Raw genomic sequence first — 20,967 nt, 5'->3', positions numbered from 1 at the left:
GGCTCAGGCAAATCGGAGCTTTTGTTTGATCTCGCGCCAGTGCTCGATATCGCTATCACTTAATGGGCCGGGCTTGCTGTAGTTGAGCACTAACAAGCGTTGCTGATAGGGCACCAGGCAGGCCGCTTGGAGTTGAAAGTTGGGCTTGTCGCCGACCATGAATTGAACGGCCATCTCGCGCGCCTCCACGAACTGCTCTTCGCCCCCCAGTCGTGCGACCTGGGTGGCTGTGATGGTCAATGCCTTCGATTTTTTGCGGAGCACGTTGAGTTGCTCTTCAATGGCTTCGTCCAAGGTCTTGTTGTGTGTGACCGGGCTGCGAGCCACTACCAATGTCGTTCCCCGGTTGGCGAAGCGCAGCATGTTCAGTGTCAGGTCTTCGGGTGCTTCCTCGCCCAAGTCGAGGAGCACATCTTGAGTCATGTATTCAGTCATGCGGGGGAGTCCTTTCTGGCGTCTTCTGCGGTTACCGGTTGCATCATTCGAAATGCCCATCTACGTCGGCCTTCAGTCCACTGCTCGTGCGGCCATTTGCGGTAGCGCCCGCCTGCCCGCCCTCAGGGTTGAGATCGAGCTTCGCTGCGGACGTATTGATCTGCCCGCTCTGCTGGCCGGTGAGGTTGAAAGTCTCGCAGGTGATATTGAGGGTGCCGTTTGCATGCATTTCGATAAGTGTCTTGCCGCACTTGAGGCGTATCGTGTTGCCGGCTTCCACTTCGTAGTCGCCGGCAATGAGGTCGTTCTTGCCGCCACCGACTTTCAGGGTGTCGTTCGCTTTCACTGCGCGTAGGCGGTTACGGCCGATGGCGATGGTCTCGTCCTGACCAATCTTCTGGGTGCGGTCCACGCCAACCGTGAGTGATTGGTTGTTGTTGACCTCCGTGTTCTGGTCCTTCTGGGCATGGATGAAGACTTCCTCTTTGCCCAGCTCATCCTCGAACCGCAGCTCGTTGAAGCCATCGCCCTTGTGGGTCTGGCTCTTGATGGTCATGCGGGTCTTGTGGTCGGGCAGGTCGTAGGGCGGTAGTTGATCGCCACAGTAGGTGCGCCCAGTGATCAGCGGCTGGTCAGGGTCGCCATTGACGTAATGGATGATCACGTCCTGGCCGATGCGCGGGATGGCCATCGAACCCCAACTGCCCCCGGCCCAGGCCTGGGACACCCGCACCCAGCACGAGCTGAATTCGTTGTTGTTGCTCTCCCGGTCCCAGGGGAAGCTGACTTTGACCCGGCCCCATTCGTCGCAGTAGATTTCCTCGCCCGGTGGCCCGACCACGGTCGCCATGTGTGGGCCGTCAACGCGAGGCTTGTCCAGCGGAGCAGGGCGCCACTCGGTTCTGCCGGGAACAAGTTGAGCCGTCTGCTCGTAGCGTGTGCTTTGGTCGAGGCCGGCGGCTTCTTCCTGCAAGCTGGTGAACTGGCTGCCCCTGTGAACCACACTGTTCACGCGCCAATGGGCATTCAGATCATCACGGGGGTGGCCTGTGAGCGTGAAGCTCAGGCCAGGTTGCAGCCTGACGTCGTCCCCCTGAACTTCTGCGATGCGCACATCATGGCGCAGGGCGTTGATCCGGTTCTCGGTGAATGGCTTGCCCACGGCATCGCGTTTGTAGCGGCCGGGATAGTCGAAACGTTCGTATTCGGTGGACTGGTGCTCCAGAAAAGGGCCGCAAGCACGGTGCTCCTGGCGATACGCCGGATGAGTGAAGGTGTAGTCGCGCTGGACCTGTCGCGAGGTTCGCACTTGCTCGCTGTAGCGCAGGCGTCGCAAGCAGGGTCTGGCCTGATCGCCACCACTGTTGGCGTGATACAGGACGGTATTGGGGTGGATAACGTCCTCGTCTTCGAAGAAACCCTCGTCATCGTTCTCGGTGCTGGGCGCGCCATGGCTGATCATCCCAAGGGATTGCAACTGATCAGTGATGATCAACTTGTGCAGTTTTTCGCGGTGCTCGAAGCGATAGACGAAGCCCTCTTCAGCCGCCAGGCGGGCGATGAAGTCAAGGTCGGTCTCGCCCGCTTGCACACAGAACTCGCGCATGGGGTGGGCCATGTTCGCGCGCAGTTCGTATTGATCGATACCCTGACGCTCGAGCATCAGCTCAAGAATCTGCGGGACGGTCTTCTGTTGAAAGATGCGCCAGTTCGAGCGCAGTCCGGCGCGGGCCAGGATGGGTTCGACCAAGGCGTGATAGTAGGTACGGTAAAAGCCGCTTTCGCCCTGGCTGAATCGGCTGACCAGACCGTGCACGTAGCGCACCGGCCCTTCGCCATCCCAGATCGTGAACACGCCGGGTTTATCCAGCAACTGGCCGAAATCGATATCGGGTTCGAAGCTGATCAATTCCAGTTCGAGGGTGAACGGCGCGCTGATTGCTTCCTTGAGTTCGAACGACACCACTTCAAACTCGGTATTGCCAACGAGTGGCTCGAAGCTATACCGCAAGTCAGATTGGCTAGGCATGAAAAGTCCTTCCCCGTCTGTGAGTTCAAACGCCCCTGGCAGGACCTGCCCGCCAGGGATGTTCGGCCGGGTTAGACGATCGGTTTACGCCAGTCGTCGGAGCCTTCGGTGCCTGCGACTACATGGGTCCAGGATATCTTGCGATAAGACATCGCCACCTCGATCAACTGGGTGAAGTCAGCGTTCTCCTTGTTCTGTGCGTGAGGCAAGGTGGTGTTGATGTCGACAATGGTGGCGTCCTCCAGCTTGGTGGTGAAGAAGTGCTCCTGCTTGCCCTCCACGGAAGTGCGGTACCAGTTGACTTCAACGGTGGGCAGCATTTCGCCGCTGGACAGCGCCTGATACATCAGTGGTGTCGCTTTGTTCAGTGCGCTGGTGAAGGTGAAGGGTTTATGTACCCGTTGGCCTGCAGGCTGGCCGCTCTGCGGGTCGGTAGGTACGGTTACCTGGTGCTTGATCTCCTGCACCAGGATCTCGTCTTCGTGGCCCTCGACAAACACGTTGCCGACCGAATCGGAGGTGAAGGCGCCCGCGGTGATGTTGCCCTGGGTCTGGCCTTCGATCTTGATGTAAGCGGGTGTTGGCATGGCAGTTCTCCTGCGTCCATGTGGATGAAGCACGCGGACCAGAGGTCGCGTGGCCATCGGAATCGATGGGCTTTTTCAACGAGGCAAGCGCCCCGTCAATTCGTGAATACGGTTATGCCGAATGCCGGCGGTCTACTGCTGCAAGATGCCGTTGAGCGACTGCAGCACTTCGCTGGTGATCAGGTGCAGGCGGTAGCTGTAGATGCCGTAGGCCGTGGCCATCGCAATGGCGGAAATCACCAGCGGGCTCCACCAGGGCCACTGCCGGTTAATGCGGAAGTTGCGCGGGGCAACATTGGTATAGGGGTCGCAGACGGTTGTCGGCGCAGGTCCACGTAGCTCACGGATGATTCCGTGGAGTTGGTGAATGAGGGTGTTCAGTGTTTCTTCGCCCTTCGGCGCGAGGGCGTACTTGCCTTTGAGGCCCAGGCACAGGATGAAATACATGAACTCCAGCACGTCCTTGTACCGCTGGGGCTCTTGCATCAGGCGCGAGATCACGGTGAAGATCTTTTCGCCGCCGAACGTTTCGCTGTGGAAAATGCTGAGCAGCGGCTCTTGGCTCCAGTGGCTGCTCTGGCCCCACGGCCGTTCCATCACGGCCTCATCGATGAACAGGCACAGGCCGTACGAGTACGCCAATAGTTGCGTGGTTTCATAGCCATGCTGACGCATCTCTTGCTGGATGTTTTCAATCTGGTTGCGCAGCTGCTGGTGCACCTCCTCGATGTTGGGCAACGTATCGAGCGTGCGTATGCGCATGACCAGGCCAAACAGCGGTGCGGCGGCGTCCAGCATCAAGTTGCCGTAGCCGCCTCGCAGTTGAAAGTCCGGATCTGCGGGATAGCCTTCGCCAACCAACTCCGGCTCTGGTGTGAAAGCCTCAGAGGCTGGGGCGTCAGTGGGCAAAGACTTCCCAAGCATCGATTGCAACTGCTCGGCTTGAGCAGATGCGGTTGCATTGTGTGCGTGGTTGTTCTCTGGCATCTCACTCACTCCTGATCGCCCAGAACTGCAACTCAAGGCCAGGGAACTCCCCCGCGATATGAATCCCGAAACCGTTGGCGGTCTTCATGCAGGCCCAGGCCTCGTCGCGTCGGTCGAGCTCGAAATAGCTGAAACCTGCGTGGAAGGGCAGGTCGCGAGGGGCTACTGGCAGTGGTTGTAGCGCGATACCGGGCAGCTGCTTATGCACCAGGTCATTCAAGGTCTCCAGGGACGTGACCTTGGCTTTCTGCAAGAACAGCTGGCGCAATGTCGGCGGTGGCAGGTCTGCACGCACGGCGAGGATGAAGTCAGCGTCATCGATCAGGCGGCGGTCTTCGAGTGTCGTCGTCATCACCCCGTAATCCCGCAGGTCCAACGGCAGCGAGACGGCCCGCGGTTGCAGGACGGTACCCAGGGCGCGACGCAGGGTGTCTTGCAGTGGCTTGAACGAGGTGCGCAAAGCCGTGTGCTGATAGGCGGGGTACTCTGGGGGCAGCCGGCTCTCGTCGGTGAAGGTCACGAACTCGCCACAGGCCTGGCTCATGTGCAGGTACAACTGCTCGGGGTGTGTCTGCCCCTGCCTGGCCAAGTGCTGGAAGCATGGCCACCAGCGGTTCATCGCCTGCAGCAGGTTGAAGTCGCGGATATCGGCGATCCCGGACTGGCCCGAGGCGCCAATCCGGCTAGCCAGGTTGCGTGAGCGTTCGCGCAGGGTGTTGGTGATCTCTTCGAGGTAACGCTGCAGTGCCGGCACCGCCCGTACCGAGACGCTGGTCGGGTAGAACCCTTCATCCAGTCGCAGACTGCCATCGGGGCGGCGTTCCAGGATGCGCGCCATGGCGAGGCGGGTGTAGGCGCTGCTGTCGTCGGCCCTGCGTTTGAGCTGCAGGTTGGGCACTGCCAGATCGACCTGCGCCAAATCGCCGTCGGCGCTATGTGTGTCCTTTATTTCCTGAACCTGGGCGCTGTAGCGGAAGTTGGCAGCATTGTCGGGCCAGCTCACCTCTCGGCCACCCTCGGTGCGCAGTGGCAGGCAGAGATAGACCTCGCTGTCTTTCGCGCCGTCGTCCTCGATCTCCAGCGGCGGTGGTGGCGGCAGATCAGCCGGGATATCGAACACCGTTCCGTCCGGCATGATGCCGCGTGCGCGGGTGATGGCGATTTTGCCCAGGCTCAGGTATTCGTCGTTCAGTTGCAGTTCGCTGAAGCCATAGAAAGCTGCGTTCAGGCTGCCGAGCCGTTGATGCAGGGCCGCTTCAGCGGCACGCGCAGCCTGCTGGAAATGCTGCGGCTTGACGAACAGGCCTTCAGGCCACAGGACGGGATTACGTGAACTCATGAGCGCTCCGTGTCAGTGTGAGTAAGCGAGAAGGGCTGGGCAACCATCAGTCTTCTTCCTTGAGCAGGACCTGCGTGTCGTTGAGCAACACCGACAGGATGATTCGGTGGCCGCGGGGAGGTATGCGCAGTACCTGGCTCCAGGTGGCGTTTTCCTGATTCCGGTAGTCGGCGATTACCGCGACGAAGCGGGTCTCGGGCTCAATGGCGGTAAAGGGAATGAACTTGAACTGCCCAGGCCGTAGCAGGTAATCGTCATCGCGGATATAGGTACTGCGCAGCGCCTTGGCGGGGTCTTTGTCCAACAACTCGTAGAGGCTGTTACGCAGCAGCGAGTCGTCGCGCAGTTGCAGGATCTTGATGGACATCGGGGTGGCGACCGGCTCGGCGGCGGTGGTGATTGCACGCGGTAGGGTCAACACCACATTGGAGTCTTCGTAGCGACCAGGCGCGCTTTCCTCGAAGGGCGAGCGAGCTGGCTCGTCGGTCTCTTCCACTGGCAACTCGACGGGCGAGCTTGCCGGGAACTGCTCCTGAAGAAACTCGAACAGGGTCGCGACTTTCTCGGTCAGGGCGTAGGGGTCGCCCGCGCTCAAGTTGACCGCGTAGGGGCTGGGCTCCAGGCTACCATCTTGTTCGGCCGCTACAGCCAGACTGTTTGGATTGCTGTTGAGGGTGGGGCTGGCGTTGATGCTGAACGCGACTTCGGTAGGATGATCCTTGGGCGGCCCGACGGGTATCGATGGGTTCATGACCACTTGGCCAATTTTGCTCAGGGAGGTACAGCCCGAGAGCCCGACCAGTGCTGTCAGAAGGCCGACCACCAGTGAATGACGCATCATGGGCGGTCTCCTGTCATCAGGTGGATCAGCGGGGTCTCTTGCGTGGGCTCCCTCACCGCGTCCAGCGCTGCCAAGGGATCGTTGCCCATACCCGGATCGAACACCGAACAGATCTCAGCGACTTCTGGTATCGGTGTCGATCTGGGCAGCCAGCACTGCGCTGGTGCATCCAGGATGAGTTGGTCGAGTACCCGCGAGTCGGATTCGAATAACGCCTCCAGCGAACGGGCTTCGTCTTGTGAGAGCTGAGCCAACAGTCGATAAGCGCCAACACGAAGCTGGTCACCTTCGAGCAGACGCCTGGCCAAGAGTGGGCCCAAGCTTTCGAGGTTGTCGTTCAGATAGGTGCGCTGGCAGCAGTCGATCACGCAAAAGCCGTCTTCGATCCAGCGGATCTCGCAATGGATCGGCGCTACGCTCTGCTCACGATCATTGATCAGCCACGTGGCCCCCACGCTGCCGATGGTGCCACCTGCGCGATTGAACTGGTGCCGGGCTGTGACGTTGTGCTGCAACTGGTCGAGGTTGGTGATGCTCAAGGTCAATGTGCTCATGACCGCCCCCGAAACCGCACGACGGGGCTGACCTGGCCATGGCGGTCATCGACGAAGCTGGTCCAGCCCAAATGAGCGCCTTGGCTCGGGTGCAGGCAGAAGGGCGACAGCGCGTTCTGCTTAAACCGCAGTTCCAGGTCGTACGCCAAGCCATCGCGCAGCAGGAAGTCGATCAGGGCACGCAAGCGATTGAAGTTGATGCCGCTGGGCAACAAACCACGCAGCTGTGCCTGGTCAAGCTCGCTGATCACGATGGTGAACTTGCTGCTGCGAGTCCGCGTGCGGCTGCCGATCATGAAAGAATTGCCCAGCTCACCGTTGTTGCGGCCAAGGCTTACCTGCTGCTGGATCGTCGTAGGTACCGAGCGGGATTCGAACTCGCGAATCTGCACCTGCTTCAGGTCGAAGCAGTGGGCAATGATGCCGGCTACGGTGCCGGGGGCGCGGCTGCGACTGGCGATAACGCCCGCAAAGCTGAGCAACCGGCTCCAGGGCAACGCCGTGTCGCCCCGTAGTTGTTTGTCGTTCAAGCCGAGCAGGGCAAAAATGTACTGGGAGAATCCGTCGCGGGCACCCGGCTGGAAACGAATGTAGTAGCGGTACTTGCGCCAGATGCGGTGCAACAGGCTGAGCAGGTAGTGATTGAAGAAGTCGAAAAAGGCCGGGCGCACGCCGACGCCCTGTGCATGCTCGTATGCCACCTGCTCCAGGTAGTAGGACGGCAACGGCGAGTCGGTGCCATGCAGGCCCATGAACGTGGCGCACACGCGATAGCGGTTGTCCGTCTCGGTCATGCGCTCGGCTTTGTAGATGTCCGAAACAGGGAACGTCAGTCGCGGATCGCTGCCAAGCCGCACGCGCGTCCGGGCGTCCTCGCTGGGCCAGCGGGGTTCAAGATCGTCTCCGTGAAGCCCATGAAGGCGCTCCAGCAACTGGTAGAAGTTGTACCGGTGCGCGTCCGCGAGCAACTTGTCGGCTAGATCAGCGGTTGCTTGCCGGTCTGGATAGGCCATGTGTAGTGCTCGTTGTTGGTGATGTTGATCACTTCCAGTTGATGGAAGGAATTGATGCTGGCGTACAGGGCGAAGAAGTGCGCGAGCACGCAGCCGAACAGGTACAGGTCGCCCTCGCAGAGAAACGCGGCCTGATCGAGCTTCAGTTGCGTGCGCAAGCCGCGAATGGGTTGCCCCTTGATCAGCCAATCCAGAGGCGCTGTCTGGATATCCCGGATGCCATCGAGGCGTTTGCGGGTGGTGCGCGTCTGCTGGATGTCGTGCAGGGCCGCAAAGTCGTAAGCGCGGATGACCGCCTTCAATGGCTCGGCCGCGAGCAGTGACAAGTAGTTGAGCGACATGTTGGATATCAAGGCCCACTGCAGCTGACCGTCCAGCACCGGCCGACAGGGGCGTGTCGGTGTACGGATGTTGGTGTAGGTGGTCAGCGGCGGAGTGACCTCGCAGAGCACGTTGATGTCGTCGACGCCCAATGCCAGCGGCAGATCGCGGTTGGTGCAGGTCAGGTCGATGGACGCCGTCTCCAACTCACCGATGTAGGCGTTGGCATCCCCACGCACGAAGGCGATGCGGTGGGTGACGCCATCTCCACGCAGTGAGTCTTCAAGGGTGTAGCGGTAGTACAGCGCCGTGCGGCCTTGGACATGCTCGATCTCATGGGCAAACGACTCGAAAGGGCGGAAGGTTCGCAGGTGTTTGCCGGTACTGCCGTCTGTTGTCGTACGGGTGCTGATGACCTGATCGACACTGAAGATTTCATAGGCATGCCGCTCGTCACCTTTGGGCGTGAGCTCGACCTGGGCGGCTTCGTTGGAGAGGTCGATGGGCTCGGCACTGTGCTTGAACAGGTTTACCGCGGGGGCGCAGAACAGGCCGAAATCCGATTTGCCGATCCGCAGCGAATCAGGTAACTGGCGGATGAAGTGGAATTCGAGGCCCACATGCCGAGCCGTCTGATCAGGCCAGATTTGCTCCAGGCCCGTCAGGGCGAAGAAGTGGAAGCGCTCAGGGAAGATGAAGTATTCCTGCAGGATCCGGTAGCCGTCGAAGACATTCTGCGGATAAGGCAGCAACGCGTCGTCTGGGCTGAAACCTGGGAAGGCGACGCTGCTGGCCGGCAGCCGGCGGACCTGGCCATTGATGTTCACGCTGACATGGCTAAGGTAGTGAGCGAGCCACAGGTACAATGTGCGCGCTGTCCGGGTGGCACCGCTCAAGTGAAAGTCGAAGCGGGTGCAGCCCAGCGTATTCAATGGCCGCTCGACCAGGGTTCGCAGGTCGATACGAACCACTGAACTGTCGAGCGTCTGGGTTGAACCGATCGCGTCGATCTCGAACGGATGAATGTCCACATCGGTGCAGGTGCGAAACTCGCAACGAATCCCGTCCACTGGCTTGGAGAGTAGCCGCGCTCCCTTTGGCACGCATTGCGACTGGCTGAGTGCCTGCTTGCGTGGCGTGAACTGGATGATCGTGGCGCTCGGCAGCGGCCGCAGATAGTTGGGCCACAGCAGCTGCAACATGGGGTGCGTCAGCTCTGGGAGGTCGTCCTCCAACTTGAGGCGCAGCTTGGCGGTGAGGAACGCGAAGGCCTCCATCAGGCGTTCGACATCCGGGTCGCTGCCACCCTTGCCGAGCAGCCGGGCAAGCTGTGGGTTGTCTTTGGCGAAGTCATTCCCTAGCTCATGCAGGTAACGCAACTCTTCGCTGAATCGATCCTTGAGTGACATCGGTCACCTCACTCGGGTATGGCGGTTGTGGCCATTGACCAGCAGTTCCAATTGCAGCTGCTCCGTGTGATTGTTCACCTGCACCTGGCAGTCCAGCCTGAAATGCAGCTCCTGTGGGGCGTGGCAATCGGGCACGGCCTTGAGTGAACGTACGTGCACGCGAGGCTCGAAGCGCCGAATGGTGCGTCGGATGTCGGCGCTCACTTGCTTCAGGAGGTCGCCACTGTTCATGTCATGTCCATTGAAATCACGCAGGCCCAGCTCAGGGCTGCTCTGTGAGCAACCCTGGCGGGCGTTGAGCAGTGTTTCCAGGTGGCGCTTGATGGCGGCGAACTTGTGGGAGGCGTTCTCTTGCCTGGACGGCTCCCGGATTACGGACTGGTCCGCAACCAAGCGGTCGAAAAGTCCGGTCATTGGGTATCAAGCCGGCCGACCAGCGAGATCTCGAAGTTCGCGCCCATGTATTTGAAGTGCGGGCGCACGGCGAGCGAAACCTGGTACCAGCCTGGATCGCCGGCCACATCGGATACCTCGACCTTCGCGGCTCGCAAGGGGCGACGGCTGCGTACGTCGGCCGAGGGGTTTTCCTGGTCGGCGACGTACTGCTTGATCCATTTGTTCAGCTCGGATTCAAGGTCGCGACGTTCCTTCCAGCTACCGATCTGCTCGCGTTGCAGCACCTTGATGTAATGGGCCAGGCGGTTGACGATGAACAGGTAAGGCAGCTGCGTGCCCAGCTTGTAGTTGGTTTGTGCTTGCAAGCCTTCCGGGGTCTTTGGAAAGTTCTTAGGCTTCTGTACCGAATTAGCCGAGAAGAAGGCGGCGTTGTCACTGTCTTTGCGCATGGTCAGGGCGATGAAGCCTTCCTCGGCCAGCTCGAACTCCTTGCGGTCGGAAATCAGCACCTCGGTGGGGATCTTCGCTTGCAACTGTCCCAGTGCCTCGTAAAGGTGTACTGGCAGATCCTCGACGGCGCCACCGGACTGCGGGCCAATGATGTTCGGGCACCAACGGTAGCGGGCAAAGCTGTCGTTGATGCAGCTGGCCAGCAGGAAGGCGGAGTTGCCCCACAGGTAGTTGTCGTGTCGGCCGTCGATGTTTTCTTCGTAGTTGAAGCTCTTGATCGGCTGTTCCTGGGGGTGGTAGGCCGAGCGGAGCATGAAGCGTGGCCCGGTCAGCGCGGTGTGGCGGGCATCTTCGCTTTCGCGGAAGGCGCGCCACTTGGCATGACGCGGCCCGGCGAAGATGTCCTTGATTTCTTTCAAGTTGGGCAACTCTTCAAAGCTGCTCAAATTGAAGAAGTCGGGGGAGGGGGCAGCGAGGAAGGGCGCGTGAGACATGGCGCCGACGGCAGCCATGTAGCTCAGTAACTTGATGTCGGGAGACGAGGGGCCGAAGTTGTAATTCCCCACCATGGCCGCCACCGGCTCACCACCGAATTGCCCGTATCCTGCGGTGTAGATGTGTTTGTACATGCCGCTGCAGGTGATGTCTGCTGCATTGTCAAAATCATCGAGCAAGTCTTCTTTGCTGACATGCAGAACTTCAAGCTTTATGTTTTCGCGGAAGTCCGTGCGATCCACCAGAAGTTTGAGGCTGCGCCACGAGGATTCAAGCGCCTGAAAGGCCGGTTGGTGGAGGATGGCATCCATTTGTTTGCTGAGCACACGATCCAGCTCTGCAATCATCTGGTCGACGCGGTGTTTGTTGATCAGTTGCTCTGGATCATTGTCTTTTAGTACTTCAGCAATAAAGGCCGATACGCCTTGGCGAGCGACTTGATAGCCTTCTTGAGCGGGCGCCAGTCGGGTTTCGGCCATGATCTGGTCGAGCAAGGTGGCATTGTTCAGTGTCTCGCCGGAACGTTCGCCGGTGAGGGGAGTGCTGGTAGGTTTTGGCATGGGACGCTCCGTTGTCTCAATCTTCTTTTGGCGCCTCGAGCACCAGGTCCAGTTCTTCTGCGAGTTGTTTGCGGGCAAGCGGGTTGCTCAACAGCTGCTGCAACTGCTTGCGGAAAGCTGGCACGTTGCCCAGCGGGCCTTTCAGCGCTACCAGTGCCTCCCGCAGCGCCAATAGCTTGCTCAATTCGGGCACTTGGCGGGCAATGCCGTCCGGCCCGAAGTCAGTGATCGACCTGAACTGCAGGTTGACCGCCAGCTCCGCATCGGCTGCTGTGCTGAGCATGGAAGGTACCGACATGGCCAAGCTGACATCGGCGTCGTTCAGCACGTTGTTGAAGGTGTGTTTATCGATGCGCATGACCGACCGGTCTTCCAGCGCACGGGCGTCATCAAGCCCGAAATCGCCCATCACCAGCATCTTGTGGGGCAGCTCTACTTCGGCCTGCTCATCACCTGTGGCAGGTACGTACTTGATGTTTATGCGTTCTTTGGGTGCAACCGACCCTGTGGATTTTGACATCGCAGAATCTCTCCTTGGTTGGTGTGGATAATTCCTGATAATTATTTTTTTGGTGTCGGTTTATTTTGTAGGAAATTTCCCTGATATTGGTGTGCGGTATAAACAAATGGCAGGCGTTGTTATCGCTCGCCTAAAAACCATGCCTTCGATTTTGTTATCTAGTCGAGTGCGAAAATGTAAAAAAATATTTGTTTGTGCTCATTGATTTTTATGGGCTAGGCTCTTGCCGTTTTCGGGTTTTGGAGTGCCCGTGAGAGCGGCTTTTGATTGGTCGGTCTGAATAGGATGTATGTACTGTCGAGAGGGAATTTACTTGCGATGCTTGGTAAAAATACATATGGCGTAAGTCTTTTGCTGATACTCGGCGGCCTGCCAACCCCTGTTTATTCCGATCAGGATTGCCCGCGGATCGTGTCTAACCTGGAGCGCTTGGCGTGTTTCGATAAATCAGCCGGAACGCCCGCACACCTTGTGCCAGCGCAATGGTCGGCGCCGGAACAGGACTCACCCACGGTGCGTCGTGTGCTGACCCATGAAGCAGGGCGAAATCACGATGACCTTACGTTTCGCCTCACCTCGGAAAAGCACGGGCTGATGATCGCGGCGCCCGCGATCGCTTCGATCGCACCGCATCCCTACCTGGTGATCAGCTGTGTGCAGAACATCTCCAGGTTGCAGCTGATCACGCCACAACCCATCGATGCCGGACGGGTGACGGTCCGATTGCAGGCGGCGCTTGGCGCAACAGCCCCTACGCCCTGGCAGGTGACGGAGAACGGTCAGGTGCTCGACGCCGGCAGAGGTTTGCCGGGAATCGAGCAGATCAAGCAGCTGATCGGAGCTCAGCGTATTCAGGTGCACAGCGACAACCCCTCCATCGATGGGCTGGTATTCGATGCTCAAGGCTTGGACCCACTCATCGATGAGGCGCGCAAAACATGTCGCTGGTAGCAGAGGTCGACGCGCAGGAAATTGCCCGGCTGCTGGCACCCATCGATGCGCAGGCGCCCGCAGGCCTGTTCGATGTCGAGGACGAAACCTACCAGGCCATTGACCAGGAAATGGTCAAGCTGGGCGGGCTGCAGGCGTCCTCGATCGACTGGGCCTACATCGAAGAAGCGTCCCGCCAGTACCTGGGGCAGCAGTGCAAGCACTTACGCATCGCTGCGCATTTGAGTGTCGCCTGGCTGCGCAGCCGATGCTGGGAACGCTGGGGTTTTACCTTGGCGCTGCTAGCTGGCGTGGTCGAACGGTATTGGGAGAGCTCACACCCGAAACCCGGCCCCAAAGGTTTCCTGGGCAAGCGCAAGCTGGCTGCCCTGATGCTCAACCGTTTGATCGAAGCGCTGCCACGGCTGGACCGCTTCACGTACAGCCCTGCTCACGCGGCAGCGGCCCAGGACGCATTGCAACGGTTGCGACAGCAGCAGGCTGCTGCGCAGTTGGATGAAGCTCTCTTGGGCGAACTGCAGCATCTGCTTGGCCAACACACCGAGATTGCCGACGGCGTGGGCGAGCCGGCCACAGCCTCTGCGGCAAGCATCAAGCCTGTACCGCTGGCCGAGGTCATCGCTACACCGATACCGCGCGTGTCGCTGGGCAACGAGCGTGAGTCGCGACGGGCCGTGCTGAGCATGGCCGAGCAGATCAATCAGCTGGACCCGTACGACCCGACTGGCTACCAGCTACGTCGGTTCGGCTTGTGGGCCCATATCCAGGCGGCGCCTCAAACCAGACAAGGTAACCGTACAGAGCTGATGGCCGTGCCACAGGATATTACCGGCGATTATGAAGATGCCATTGCGGGCAGTGCGATTGACGCGGCATTGCTCCTGCGCATCGAAAAAAGTGTAACGGCGTGCCCCTACTGGATACGCGGCAGTTTCCTGGCGGCAAGTGCGGCCACGCGGCTGGCCATGGGCGAGGTGGCTGAAGCCATTCGCGCTGCGACCGCGCGGTTCGTGCAGCGCATGCCGGCACTGCAGCAGTTGTGTTTCAGCGATGGCCGGGTATTTGTCGATGACCAGTGCCTGGCGTGGCTGAAGGGAACCCAAGGCGTATCCGGGGCGGGGGCCACAGCCCATGAGTTTTCCAGCCTGCGCGAGGAATTGGTCTGCCAGCTGGAGGCGGGCGGCGTGGAACCGGTCTTGCTCCGCCTGCAGGGCATGCAGGCGGCACTGCAAGCCCCCCGCGAACGCTGCCATACCACTGTTATCGCGGCTGAATTGTTGGCCGCACGGGGTGTGCCCTGGCTGGCTCGGGACTTGTGCGCAGGTGTCGCCAGAACGATGCAGGAAACCACCGCAAGCACGTGGGAACCCGAGGTGTTTCAACGCCTTCAGCAGTATGCCGCACCGCCAGTGCAGGCTGATCGGAACAAGGAGCGGGAGTCACGATGAATCAACTATGGAAGCACCTCAAGCGTTGGGGCTTGCCCCTGGTGACCCGTATCGGTCTGGCCATGCCGGTGTTGCTCGGACTGGGTGCTGCACTGATGCTGATTGCCATCTGGTGGCTCGGCCCGCAATGGACATGGCGCGGGCAGCAACCGCTGGCCAGCATGGCTCATCGTGGGCTGGCAAGTCTGGTGTTCGCGCTGCTGCCACTGCTGTACTGGCTCATCGTGCTGCGCAAGCGCTATCGCCACCTGCAGGCAGAACGCATTCAGGCAATGGCCGCTGAACTGGACCGAGCGTTGCCATTCGTTCAAGCGCAAGAGAAGGCGTTGGAGCAAGGGCTGTCGCGATTTCTGCACAATGCAGGCGGGCGACGCACTTTGTACCGATTGCCCTGGTACCTGGTACTCGGCGACCAGAACGCCGGCAAGTCGAGCTTCATCGACCGTACCGAACAAAATTTTTCTTTGACCCGCATCGACAAGGCACAGGCGCGCGGCCAGCAAGCACAAGCGCTGGCCTACCCGATCGGTTGGTGGGTCAGCAACGACGCGGTGATCATCGACCCACCGGGCGCCTTCATCAGTCAAGAATCGCGGTCAGCTTTTTCAGCCGAGGAAGCAGACGCATTGCAAGTGCCGCCCGCTACTGCGGCCAGGTTATGGCAGCACCTGCTCGGTTGGCTGCTGCGCAACCGCAGCCAGAGAGCCCTCAACGGGATGCTACTGGTTGTCGACCTGCCGGCATTACTGCACGGCACGCCTGAATACCGCGTTGCATTGGCGCATGTCTTGCGCGCGCGGCTGTACGAAGTGAGTAGCCAGCTGGGCTCGCGCTTGCCGCTGTATGTGGTGCTGACCAAGTTCGACCTGCTGGATGGTTTTGATCAGCTTTACGCCGGGCTTCCTGCCGCTGCGCGGGAAAGGATGTTAGGTTTCACCTTCAAGCTCGATGTGGCCGGAACATTCGACGCCTGGCTGGACGAGTATGGCGATCACTACGATCAATTGATCAGCCAGTTGTTCGAGCAGGTGGTGGACCGGCTCGACACGTTGGGCGGTGCACCACAGCGAGCGCGTGTCTTCTCGCTGCACGCCCAACTGGTCGGGTTGCGCCCAATACTGCTGGGCTTCCTGAGAGAAACACTGGCAAGTGACCGTTTCACCACGCCTGCCTTGGTGCGTGGTGTGTACTGGTCTTCGGTCGTACAGCAAGGCGATATGCTCAATGCTTTCGTGCGTGAAGCAGCACAGCCCTACAAAACGAAGCTCCCGTTGCTTGAAGGCAAGGCGCAGGCCAAGCCACTGGCCTATTTCATCCAGCACGCATTCACGCGCATCATCCATAGGGAGGCCGGGCTTGCCGGGGACAACATCAGGGTGGCGCGCAACAAGCGCCAGTTGCTCTGGGTTGGCACAGGTGTAGGGCTACTGGCTCTTTCAGTCGCGATCGCCAGCTGGCAACGCTATTTCGATATCAATGGCGCCAAGGCCGCCAACGTGCTCGCCAAGAGCAAGGAATACGGTCATCACCAAGTGGATCCGCACCTGGACTCGACCGGGCGCAACTTGCTGGAGCCGCTGGACCAGATCCGCGACGCCGTGTCGGTGTTTGGCGACTATCGCGCCGCCTGGCCGGGTATTGCCGATTTAGGGCTGTATCAAGGACGTGCCATCGGCCCTCGCGTCGATGAGGCCTACCTTGGCTTGCTCTCCAAACGCTTCTTGCCGGCCTTGGCCAGTGGGGTAGTCGATGCCATGGATGCGGCACCGCCAGGCAGTGAGCAGCAAATGGCAGCCCTCAGGGTTTACCGGATGCTGGAGGACCGGCAGAATCGCCGGCCCGAATGGGTCGAGGAATGGATGGCCCGCCAGTGGCAGCGAGAATTCCCTGGCCAGGGGCAACTGCAGCGAGACCTCATGGGGCACCTGAAGTACGCCTTGGCCTATGCCGATACCGAACTCCCCCAGTACAACCAACGTGTCACCGAAGTGCAGCAGGCTTTGCGCAGGCTACCGCTGCCAGAGCGGGTCTATGCGAGCCTCAAGCAGCAGGCGGTGGAGCATTTGCATGCCGGCCTGGACCTGCGTCATGAGGTCGGGCCTGCCTTCGATGTGGTGTATCAGTCGGCTGCTGGCGCCAGGCCGGGTGAGGATGTGGTGTTAGCACCAATGCTCACCGCCAAAGGCTTCAAGGAGTACTTCGAACCACGCAGTCTGCGGTTCGCCGAATTGGCGATGATCGACGAGTGGGCGCTGGGTGAGCGTCGCCAGCTCGATTACTCGGATGCCGACCGCGAGGCGCTGGGCGAACGGCTGCGTAACTTGTACAGCGCCGATTTCGTCGACAGTTGGCGGCGTGCCCTGAACGCTTTCTCGGTGGCGGATTTCCGCGATCTTGATCACGGGGTCGCGATCCTGCAGCAGTTCACCGGGCCAGCAGCCCCCCTGCATCGGCTGTTGGCTACGGTAAAGGACAACACTTCGCTGCCTTCAGTTGGGGACGCTGATGCATCTGCAGCGTCTGCGGCGCTTGGGCCGGCAACCGGCAAGCCTGAGCCACAGCAGGCGTGGGCCATTCAGCGTGCCTTCGCAGGGTTGAGCGCCATGCTGCGGGGAATGGGTGAAAAGCCCAGCTACTACGATGAAACCCTTGGCGCCATTGCCGCTGTTCATGATTATGCCAAGGCGGTGCAGGACAGCCCGGACAGAGGCAAAGCTGCACTCCAGGCAGTGCACCAACGGTTCGCGATGACAGGGCAGGATCCAATCGGCACCTTGCAGCGAGTCGCCACCGGCTTGCCAGAGCCGATCAGCCACCAGGTCCGGAAGCTGGCCGATCAAACGGCACAGGTGCTGAACGTCGAAGCCCTTCGCGAGCTGGAGCGGCGTTGGGATGCCGAGGTGTACAGCTTTTTCCAGCAGCGTCTGGCAGGGCGCTATCCCTTCGTGGTGCGGGCACCCGATGCGTCCCTGGACGACTTCGAGGCGTTCTTCGGGCCGAAGGGGCGGCTGCAGCAGTTCAACGATCAGTACCTGAAGGTCTTTCTGAAGGACAACCTCGAAGCCCTGCAGGCCGGCCGGCAAGGGCGATCGTTGATTCGCAACGATGTGATCGAGCAGCTGGAGCGGGCAGATCGCATCCGTGAAACCTTCTTCGATCAGCGCGGCAACCTGAGCGTGCAGTTCAGCATCGAGCCACTGGGGCTCAGCGCCAATCAGCGCACCAGTCTGCTGGACCTTGATGGGCAGCTTATTTCCTATACCCACGGTCCGCGTCAGATCACTGGCATTGTCTGGCCCAATACCTTGGGGCAGCACGTGCGTAGTAACCTGACCTTGCTCAGGCAGAGCGGAAACAGCAGCAGCCTGGAGTACCGAGGTCCGTGGTCGATGTTCCGCCTGCTCAGTCGCGGCTCGCTCAACGGGCGCACGGCTACCAGCGTGGACCTGAGCTTCCGGACTGGCGATGGCGTCATGCGCTATCGGCTGAACGCCGAAAAGGCCTTCAACCCCATTACCCAGCAACCTTTCAAGGATTTCAAGTTGCCAAGGGGCCTGCTGCGAGAAACCCAGGTCAACTGAATACCGGCTCCAGGCAAGCTGATTGAGAGCCGCGTTACGACTTCAGAGCCTCTATCGCCAACCGCCTCATCGTACTGATGCCCGCCACGTTCTTCGTTGCGGGCTTTTTTTGCCTTCACATTCGATAAGCCGTGATTATTACACCTTAGTTTTTGCTTGATATGGCCATGTGAAATCAGGAAAATACACGCATATTTACATGTTACGTACCATAGTACGAAATCGTAGGAGCAGACATGGCCCGTGGTGGTATCAACAAGGCGGTAGTGCAGCAGGCGCGGCAGGTGCTGATCGCCCGGGGCGAGTACCCCAGCATCGATGCGGTCCGTATCGAGCTGGGTAATACGGGCTCGAAGACCACGATCCACCGCTACCTGAAGGAACTCGAAGGGCCCAAGCCTGCCGCGCTTCAGGGGCAGGCGGCGTTGAGCGAGTCGTTGACCCGGTTGGTGGCGCAGTTGGCAGAACAGGTGCAGGAAGAGGCAGATGCACAGGTCCTGGAGGCGGAAACCCTGTTCACTGAACAGCGCGAGCAGTTGCAGGCACAGCTGCAGGTCGCCCAGCAGGCACTGGCGGCCGCCAACCAGCAACAGCAGATCCAGGCGCAGGCGCTGGCTGCTGAATCCGAGCGTCTGACGACCACGCAGAACACCTTGCAGGCCGAGCAACTGCGCAGTGCCAGCCTCAACCAGTCACTCGGCGAACTGCAGTTGCGCCTGGCCGACAAGGACGAGCAGGTGAAGTCGCTGGAAGACAAGCACAAGCACGCCCGTGACGCCTTGGAGCACTACCGCTCGGCCAGCCGCGAACAGCGCGAGCAAGAGCAGCGGCGCCATGAAGCGCAGCTGCAGCAGTTGCAGGTCGAGTTGCGTCAACTGCAGCAGGGCATGATCGTCAAACAGGACGAGCTGACCCGACTGCATCGGGATAATGAACGCCTGCTCGGCGAGCACCGCCAGGCCGCCAGCGAATGCAAGGTTCAGGACGAGTTGCTGGAGCAGCGTGACGCGCAGATTCAAGGGCTACGCACGATCCTGGCGCAGGCACAGGGGGCCAGTGACGAGATGCGCAGGCAGTTGCAGGAGCAATCGCTGCAACTGGAGCAGCAGCGCGCCATGGGAGCGGAGCAGGGGAGGCAGTTGCAGCACCTGCAGGATGAATTGTTCAAGCGGGATGAGGCATTGAAGGCGAGCAGGACAACGGATGACACGTTGGCCTTACCGGCGTCTCGCGGCTAAAGCCTCTCTCGCCTGCCCGATACCCAGGCCTGGCTGTTCTCTGGACTATAGTCATAGGCGGCGAACGCTAGAGGGCAAGGACTTCCATGGGTGCGGCCAGGAAACAGGACGAGGACGGGCTGTACGCGATCACCAGCGAAGGGCGCGCCACGGCGCTGTTCCGCCTGGTGCTGTCGTTCATCGCGGTGATGATGCTGGCGTTCATGCTGGTGGAAGGATGGCGCATCTGGCGTGACTACCGGCACGCTGTCACCAATGCCGAAAACATGGTCCTCAACCTGGCCAGGGCCACCGGCCAGCACGCCGAGGACGCCATTCGCCAGGTAGATGCCATGACTGCGGCACTGGCCGAACGCCTGGAAGGCGATGGTTTCGAGCACCTCGACCGGCCGCGCCTGCATGCCTTGCTGGTCCAGCAGAAGGCGATCATGCCGCAGTTGCACGGCCTGTTCGTGTACGGCCCGGACGGCAGCTGGATCGTCACCGACCAGGCCAGCATCGCGCCCGACGCCAATAATGCCGACCGCGACTACTTCATCTATCACCGTACCCACACCGAACGCAGCGTGCGCATCGGCGAGGTGGTGCGCAGCCGCTCTTCCGGCGAGCTGATCATCCCCATTTCGCGGCGCCTGGACTATCCCGATGGCAGTTTCGCCGGCGTATTGCTCGGCACCATCAAGGTGGACTGGTTCGTGAGCTATTACGGCGACTTCAAGATCGACGAACGCGGCGCGCTGGTGCTGGCCATGCGCGACGGAACCATCCTGGTGCGGCGGCCCTTCGTCGAACAGGTGGTGGGGCGCAGCCTGGCCAACAGCGAGGTGTTTCGCAACCATCTGCCCCATGCCAGTGAAGGGCTGGTCGACGCCGTGGCCGTGGTTGACGGCACCCCGCGGCTGTATGCCTACCGTGCACTGGCGAGCTATCCGCTGGTGGTGGAGGCGGGGCTGTCCTGGCAATCGATCATCGCGCCCTGGCGGCACGATATGATCAAGTCGGTCGCCGTGATGCTGCTGTTGCTGTGTGCAGTGGCGGCGTTCGGCTGGATGGTGCTGCGCCAGCTGCGCGAGCGCATCGCCATCGAGCGGGCGCTGCACCAGGCGCACCAGACCCTCAAGGCCCTCGCCCTGTCCGACAGCCTCACCGGGCTGGGTAACCGCCGGCGGCTGGATGCGGTGTTCGAGACGGAAATCCAGCGCGCGCGGCGCCATGGCTACCCGGTGGCGCTGGTGATGCTCGACCTGGACTATTTCAAGCGCTACAACGACCTCTATGGGCATCCGGCAGGGGACCAGTGCCTGCGGCGTTTCGCCGACGTCTTGCAACAGGCGTTGAAGCGGCCGGCGGACCTGGCGGTGCGCTATGGCGGCGAAGAGTTCACCTTGCTGCTGCCAGGCACCAGCCTGCAAGGCGCCGAGCAGATCGTTGAAGACATCCTGCAACTGCTGCGCCGCCAGGCGATCATCCATGCCGGCAGCCCTTCCGGGCTGGTGTCGGCCAGCGCCGGGGTCGCCGTTGGCTATCCAGACCGAGATGGGAGCACCCCGGAAGCCCTGATGGCTGCGGCCGATGGCGCGTTGTACCAGGTTAAACGGCAGGGGCGCGATGGGTATGCCGCAGCAACCACGGTCGATGCCCATTTCGAAGGCAAAGAGCGCCAGGATCAGAACAGGCGCCACCTTCGCGATGAGCGCTAGTGCGCTGCCAGGGCACCGAACTGACGCCTTTTTCCAGGCTGCCCCGGCAACATGACAAGGGATTCATCTGGAAAACAGCTGCAGCAGGTCAGCCCGCGTGGAAATGAGCGCCG

The 20,967-nt window shown here is 60.6% G+C and carries 17 protein-coding genes; 5 read left to right on the top strand and 12 right to left on the bottom strand.

The features are described from left to right. Positions 1–3: 3 nt before the first annotated feature. From ACIP21_RS20800 to tssB, 12 genes are all read right to left on the bottom strand, one after another. Positions 4–435: a DcrB-related protein gene (locus ACIP21_RS20800; RefSeq protein ID WP_400691437.1), complete on the bottom strand. Its 432-nt coding sequence runs from the start codon at positions 433–435 to the stop codon at positions 4–6. A gap of 43 nt (positions 436–478) precedes the next feature. Further along, on the bottom strand, positions 479–2,464 hold the full coding sequence (locus ACIP21_RS20795; protein ID WP_400691435.1) for a type VI secretion system Vgr family protein: 1,986 nt from the start codon (positions 2,462–2,464) through the stop codon (positions 479–481). 71 nt (positions 2,465–2,535) lie between these two features. Next, entirely contained in the window at positions 2,536–3,051 is a 516-nt protein-coding gene (locus ACIP21_RS20790; protein WP_400691433.1) for an Hcp family type VI secretion system effector, read from the bottom strand. 132 nt (positions 3,052–3,183) lie between these two features. Continuing rightward, positions 3,184–3,975: a type IVB secretion system protein IcmH/DotU gene (icmH, locus tag ACIP21_RS20785; RefSeq protein WP_400691666.1), complete on the bottom strand. Its 792-nt coding sequence runs from the start codon at positions 3,973–3,975 to the stop codon at positions 3,184–3,186. A gap of 64 nt (positions 3,976–4,039) precedes the next feature. Continuing rightward, complete coding sequence (gene tssK, locus ACIP21_RS20780; RefSeq protein ID WP_400691431.1) at positions 4,040–5,377, bottom strand: type VI secretion system baseplate subunit TssK; 1,338 nt, start codon at positions 5,375–5,377, stop codon at positions 4,040–4,042. Between the two features lie 46 nt (positions 5,378–5,423). After that, positions 5,424–6,218: a type VI secretion system lipoprotein TssJ gene (tssJ, locus tag ACIP21_RS20775; RefSeq protein WP_400691429.1), complete on the bottom strand. Its 795-nt coding sequence runs from the start codon at positions 6,216–6,218 to the stop codon at positions 5,424–5,426. After that, positions 6,215–6,772, bottom strand: a complete 558-nt coding sequence (locus ACIP21_RS20770) for an FHA domain-containing protein (RefSeq protein ID WP_400691427.1) — start codon at positions 6,770–6,772, stop codon at positions 6,215–6,217. The genes tssJ and ACIP21_RS20770 overlap by 4 nt, the downstream gene beginning before the upstream one ends. Beyond that, positions 6,769–7,785, bottom strand: coding sequence for a type VI secretion system baseplate subunit TssG (tssG, locus tag ACIP21_RS20765; RefSeq protein ID WP_400691424.1), 1,017 nt, complete (start codon positions 7,783–7,785; stop codon positions 6,769–6,771). Before tssG ends, ACIP21_RS20770 begins: the two co-directional genes overlap by 4 nt. Beyond that, positions 7,749–9,515: a type VI secretion system baseplate subunit TssF gene (gene tssF, locus ACIP21_RS20760; RefSeq protein ID WP_400691421.1), complete on the bottom strand. Its 1,767-nt coding sequence runs from the start codon at positions 9,513–9,515 to the stop codon at positions 7,749–7,751. Before tssF ends, tssG begins: the two co-directional genes overlap by 37 nt. A 3-nt stretch (positions 9,516–9,518) precedes the next feature. After that, complete coding sequence (gene tssE / locus ACIP21_RS20755; protein ID WP_400691418.1) at positions 9,519–9,929, bottom strand: type VI secretion system baseplate subunit TssE; 411 nt, start codon at positions 9,927–9,929, stop codon at positions 9,519–9,521. Continuing rightward, positions 9,926–11,416, bottom strand: a complete 1,491-nt coding sequence (tssC, locus tag ACIP21_RS20750) for a type VI secretion system contractile sheath large subunit (RefSeq protein WP_400691416.1) — start codon at positions 11,414–11,416, stop codon at positions 9,926–9,928. Before tssC ends, tssE begins: the two co-directional genes overlap by 4 nt. 16 nt (positions 11,417–11,432) lie before the next feature. Further along, positions 11,433–11,936 (bottom strand): type VI secretion system contractile sheath small subunit, encoded by a 504-nt coding sequence (gene tssB / locus ACIP21_RS20745; RefSeq protein ID WP_400691413.1) that lies wholly within the window; start codon positions 11,934–11,936, stop codon positions 11,433–11,435. Between the two features lie 318 nt (positions 11,937–12,254). On the opposite strand from tssB, the gene vasI reads away from it, so the two are divergent. The 5 genes from vasI to ACIP21_RS20720 all read left to right on the top strand — a co-directional run bounded on the left by vasI (position 12,255) and on the right by ACIP21_RS20720 (position 20,854). Beyond that, on the top strand, positions 12,255–12,887 hold the full coding sequence (gene vasI, locus ACIP21_RS20740) for a type VI secretion system-associated protein VasI (protein WP_400691410.1): 633 nt from the start codon (positions 12,255–12,257) through the stop codon (positions 12,885–12,887). Further along, positions 12,875–14,335, top strand: coding sequence for a type VI secretion system protein TssA (gene tssA / locus ACIP21_RS20735; protein WP_400691407.1), 1,461 nt, complete (start codon positions 12,875–12,877; stop codon positions 14,333–14,335). The genes vasI and tssA overlap by 13 nt, the downstream gene beginning before the upstream one ends. Beyond that, positions 14,332–17,916, top strand: a complete 3,585-nt coding sequence (tssM, locus tag ACIP21_RS20730) for a type VI secretion system membrane subunit TssM (RefSeq protein ID WP_400691404.1) — start codon at positions 14,332–14,334, stop codon at positions 17,914–17,916. Before tssA ends, tssM begins: the two co-directional genes overlap by 4 nt. Positions 17,917–18,152: 236 nt before the next feature. Beyond that, a complete protein-coding gene (locus tag ACIP21_RS20725; RefSeq protein ID WP_400691401.1) occupies positions 18,153–19,154 on the top strand; it encodes a DNA-binding protein in 1,002 nt (333 codons plus the stop codon). 86 nt (positions 19,155–19,240) lie between these two features. Next, positions 19,241–20,854, top strand: coding sequence for a diguanylate cyclase domain-containing protein (locus ACIP21_RS20720; protein WP_400691398.1), 1,614 nt, complete (start codon positions 19,241–19,243; stop codon positions 20,852–20,854). The last annotated feature ends 113 nt before the right edge of the window (positions 20,855–20,967 follow it).

This window comes from Pseudomonas sp. NPDC089401 (assembly GCF_044749485.1).
In the GTDB taxonomy this organism is placed as follows: Bacteria; Pseudomonadota; Gammaproteobacteria; order Pseudomonadales; family Pseudomonadaceae; genus Aquipseudomonas.
The sequence above is the reverse complement of the archived record's forward strand: the minus strand, read 5'-3'. Positions and strand labels throughout refer to the sequence as shown.

Excerpts from the sequence above, each read along its gene's own strand:
- ACIP21_RS20800 (WP_400691437.1), bottom strand. The coding sequence starts at position 435 with ATGACTGAATACATGACTCAAGATGTGCTCCTCGACTTGGGCGAGGAA.
- ACIP21_RS20795 (WP_400691435.1), bottom strand. The coding sequence starts at position 2,464 with ATGCCTAGCCAATCTGACTTGCGGTATAGCTTCGAGCCACTCGTTGGC.
- ACIP21_RS20790 (WP_400691433.1), bottom strand. The coding sequence starts at position 3,051 with ATGCCAACACCCGCTTACATCAAGATCGAAGGCCAGACCCAGGGCAAC.
- icmH (WP_400691666.1), bottom strand. The coding sequence starts at position 3,975 with ATGCTTGGGAAGTCTTTGCCCACTGACGCCCCAGCCTCTGAGGCTTTC.
- tssK (WP_400691431.1), bottom strand. The coding sequence starts at position 5,377 with ATGAGTTCACGTAATCCCGTCCTGTGGCCTGAAGGCCTGTTCGTCAAG.
- tssJ (WP_400691429.1), bottom strand. The coding sequence starts at position 6,218 with ATGATGCGTCATTCACTGGTGGTCGGCCTTCTGACAGCACTGGTCGGG.
- ACIP21_RS20770 (WP_400691427.1), bottom strand. The coding sequence starts at position 6,772 with ATGAGCACATTGACCTTGAGCATCACCAACCTCGACCAGTTGCAGCAC.
- tssG (WP_400691424.1), bottom strand. The coding sequence starts at position 7,785 with ATGGCCTATCCAGACCGGCAAGCAACCGCTGATCTAGCCGACAAGTTG.
- tssF (WP_400691421.1), bottom strand. The coding sequence starts at position 9,515 with ATGTCACTCAAGGATCGATTCAGCGAAGAGTTGCGTTACCTGCATGAG.
- tssE (WP_400691418.1), bottom strand. The coding sequence starts at position 9,929 with ATGACCGGACTTTTCGACCGCTTGGTTGCGGACCAGTCCGTAATCCGG.
- tssC (WP_400691416.1), bottom strand. The coding sequence starts at position 11,416 with ATGCCAAAACCTACCAGCACTCCCCTCACCGGCGAACGTTCCGGCGAG.
- tssB (WP_400691413.1), bottom strand. The coding sequence starts at position 11,936 with ATGTCAAAATCCACAGGGTCGGTTGCACCCAAAGAACGCATAAACATC.
- vasI (WP_400691410.1), top strand. The coding sequence starts at position 12,255 with ATGCTTGGTAAAAATACATATGGCGTAAGTCTTTTGCTGATACTCGGC.
- tssA (WP_400691407.1), top strand. The coding sequence starts at position 12,875 with ATGTCGCTGGTAGCAGAGGTCGACGCGCAGGAAATTGCCCGGCTGCTG.
- tssM (WP_400691404.1), top strand. The coding sequence starts at position 14,332 with ATGAATCAACTATGGAAGCACCTCAAGCGTTGGGGCTTGCCCCTGGTG.
- ACIP21_RS20725 (WP_400691401.1), top strand. The coding sequence starts at position 18,153 with ATGGCCCGTGGTGGTATCAACAAGGCGGTAGTGCAGCAGGCGCGGCAG.
- ACIP21_RS20720 (WP_400691398.1), top strand. The coding sequence starts at position 19,241 with ATGGGTGCGGCCAGGAAACAGGACGAGGACGGGCTGTACGCGATCACC.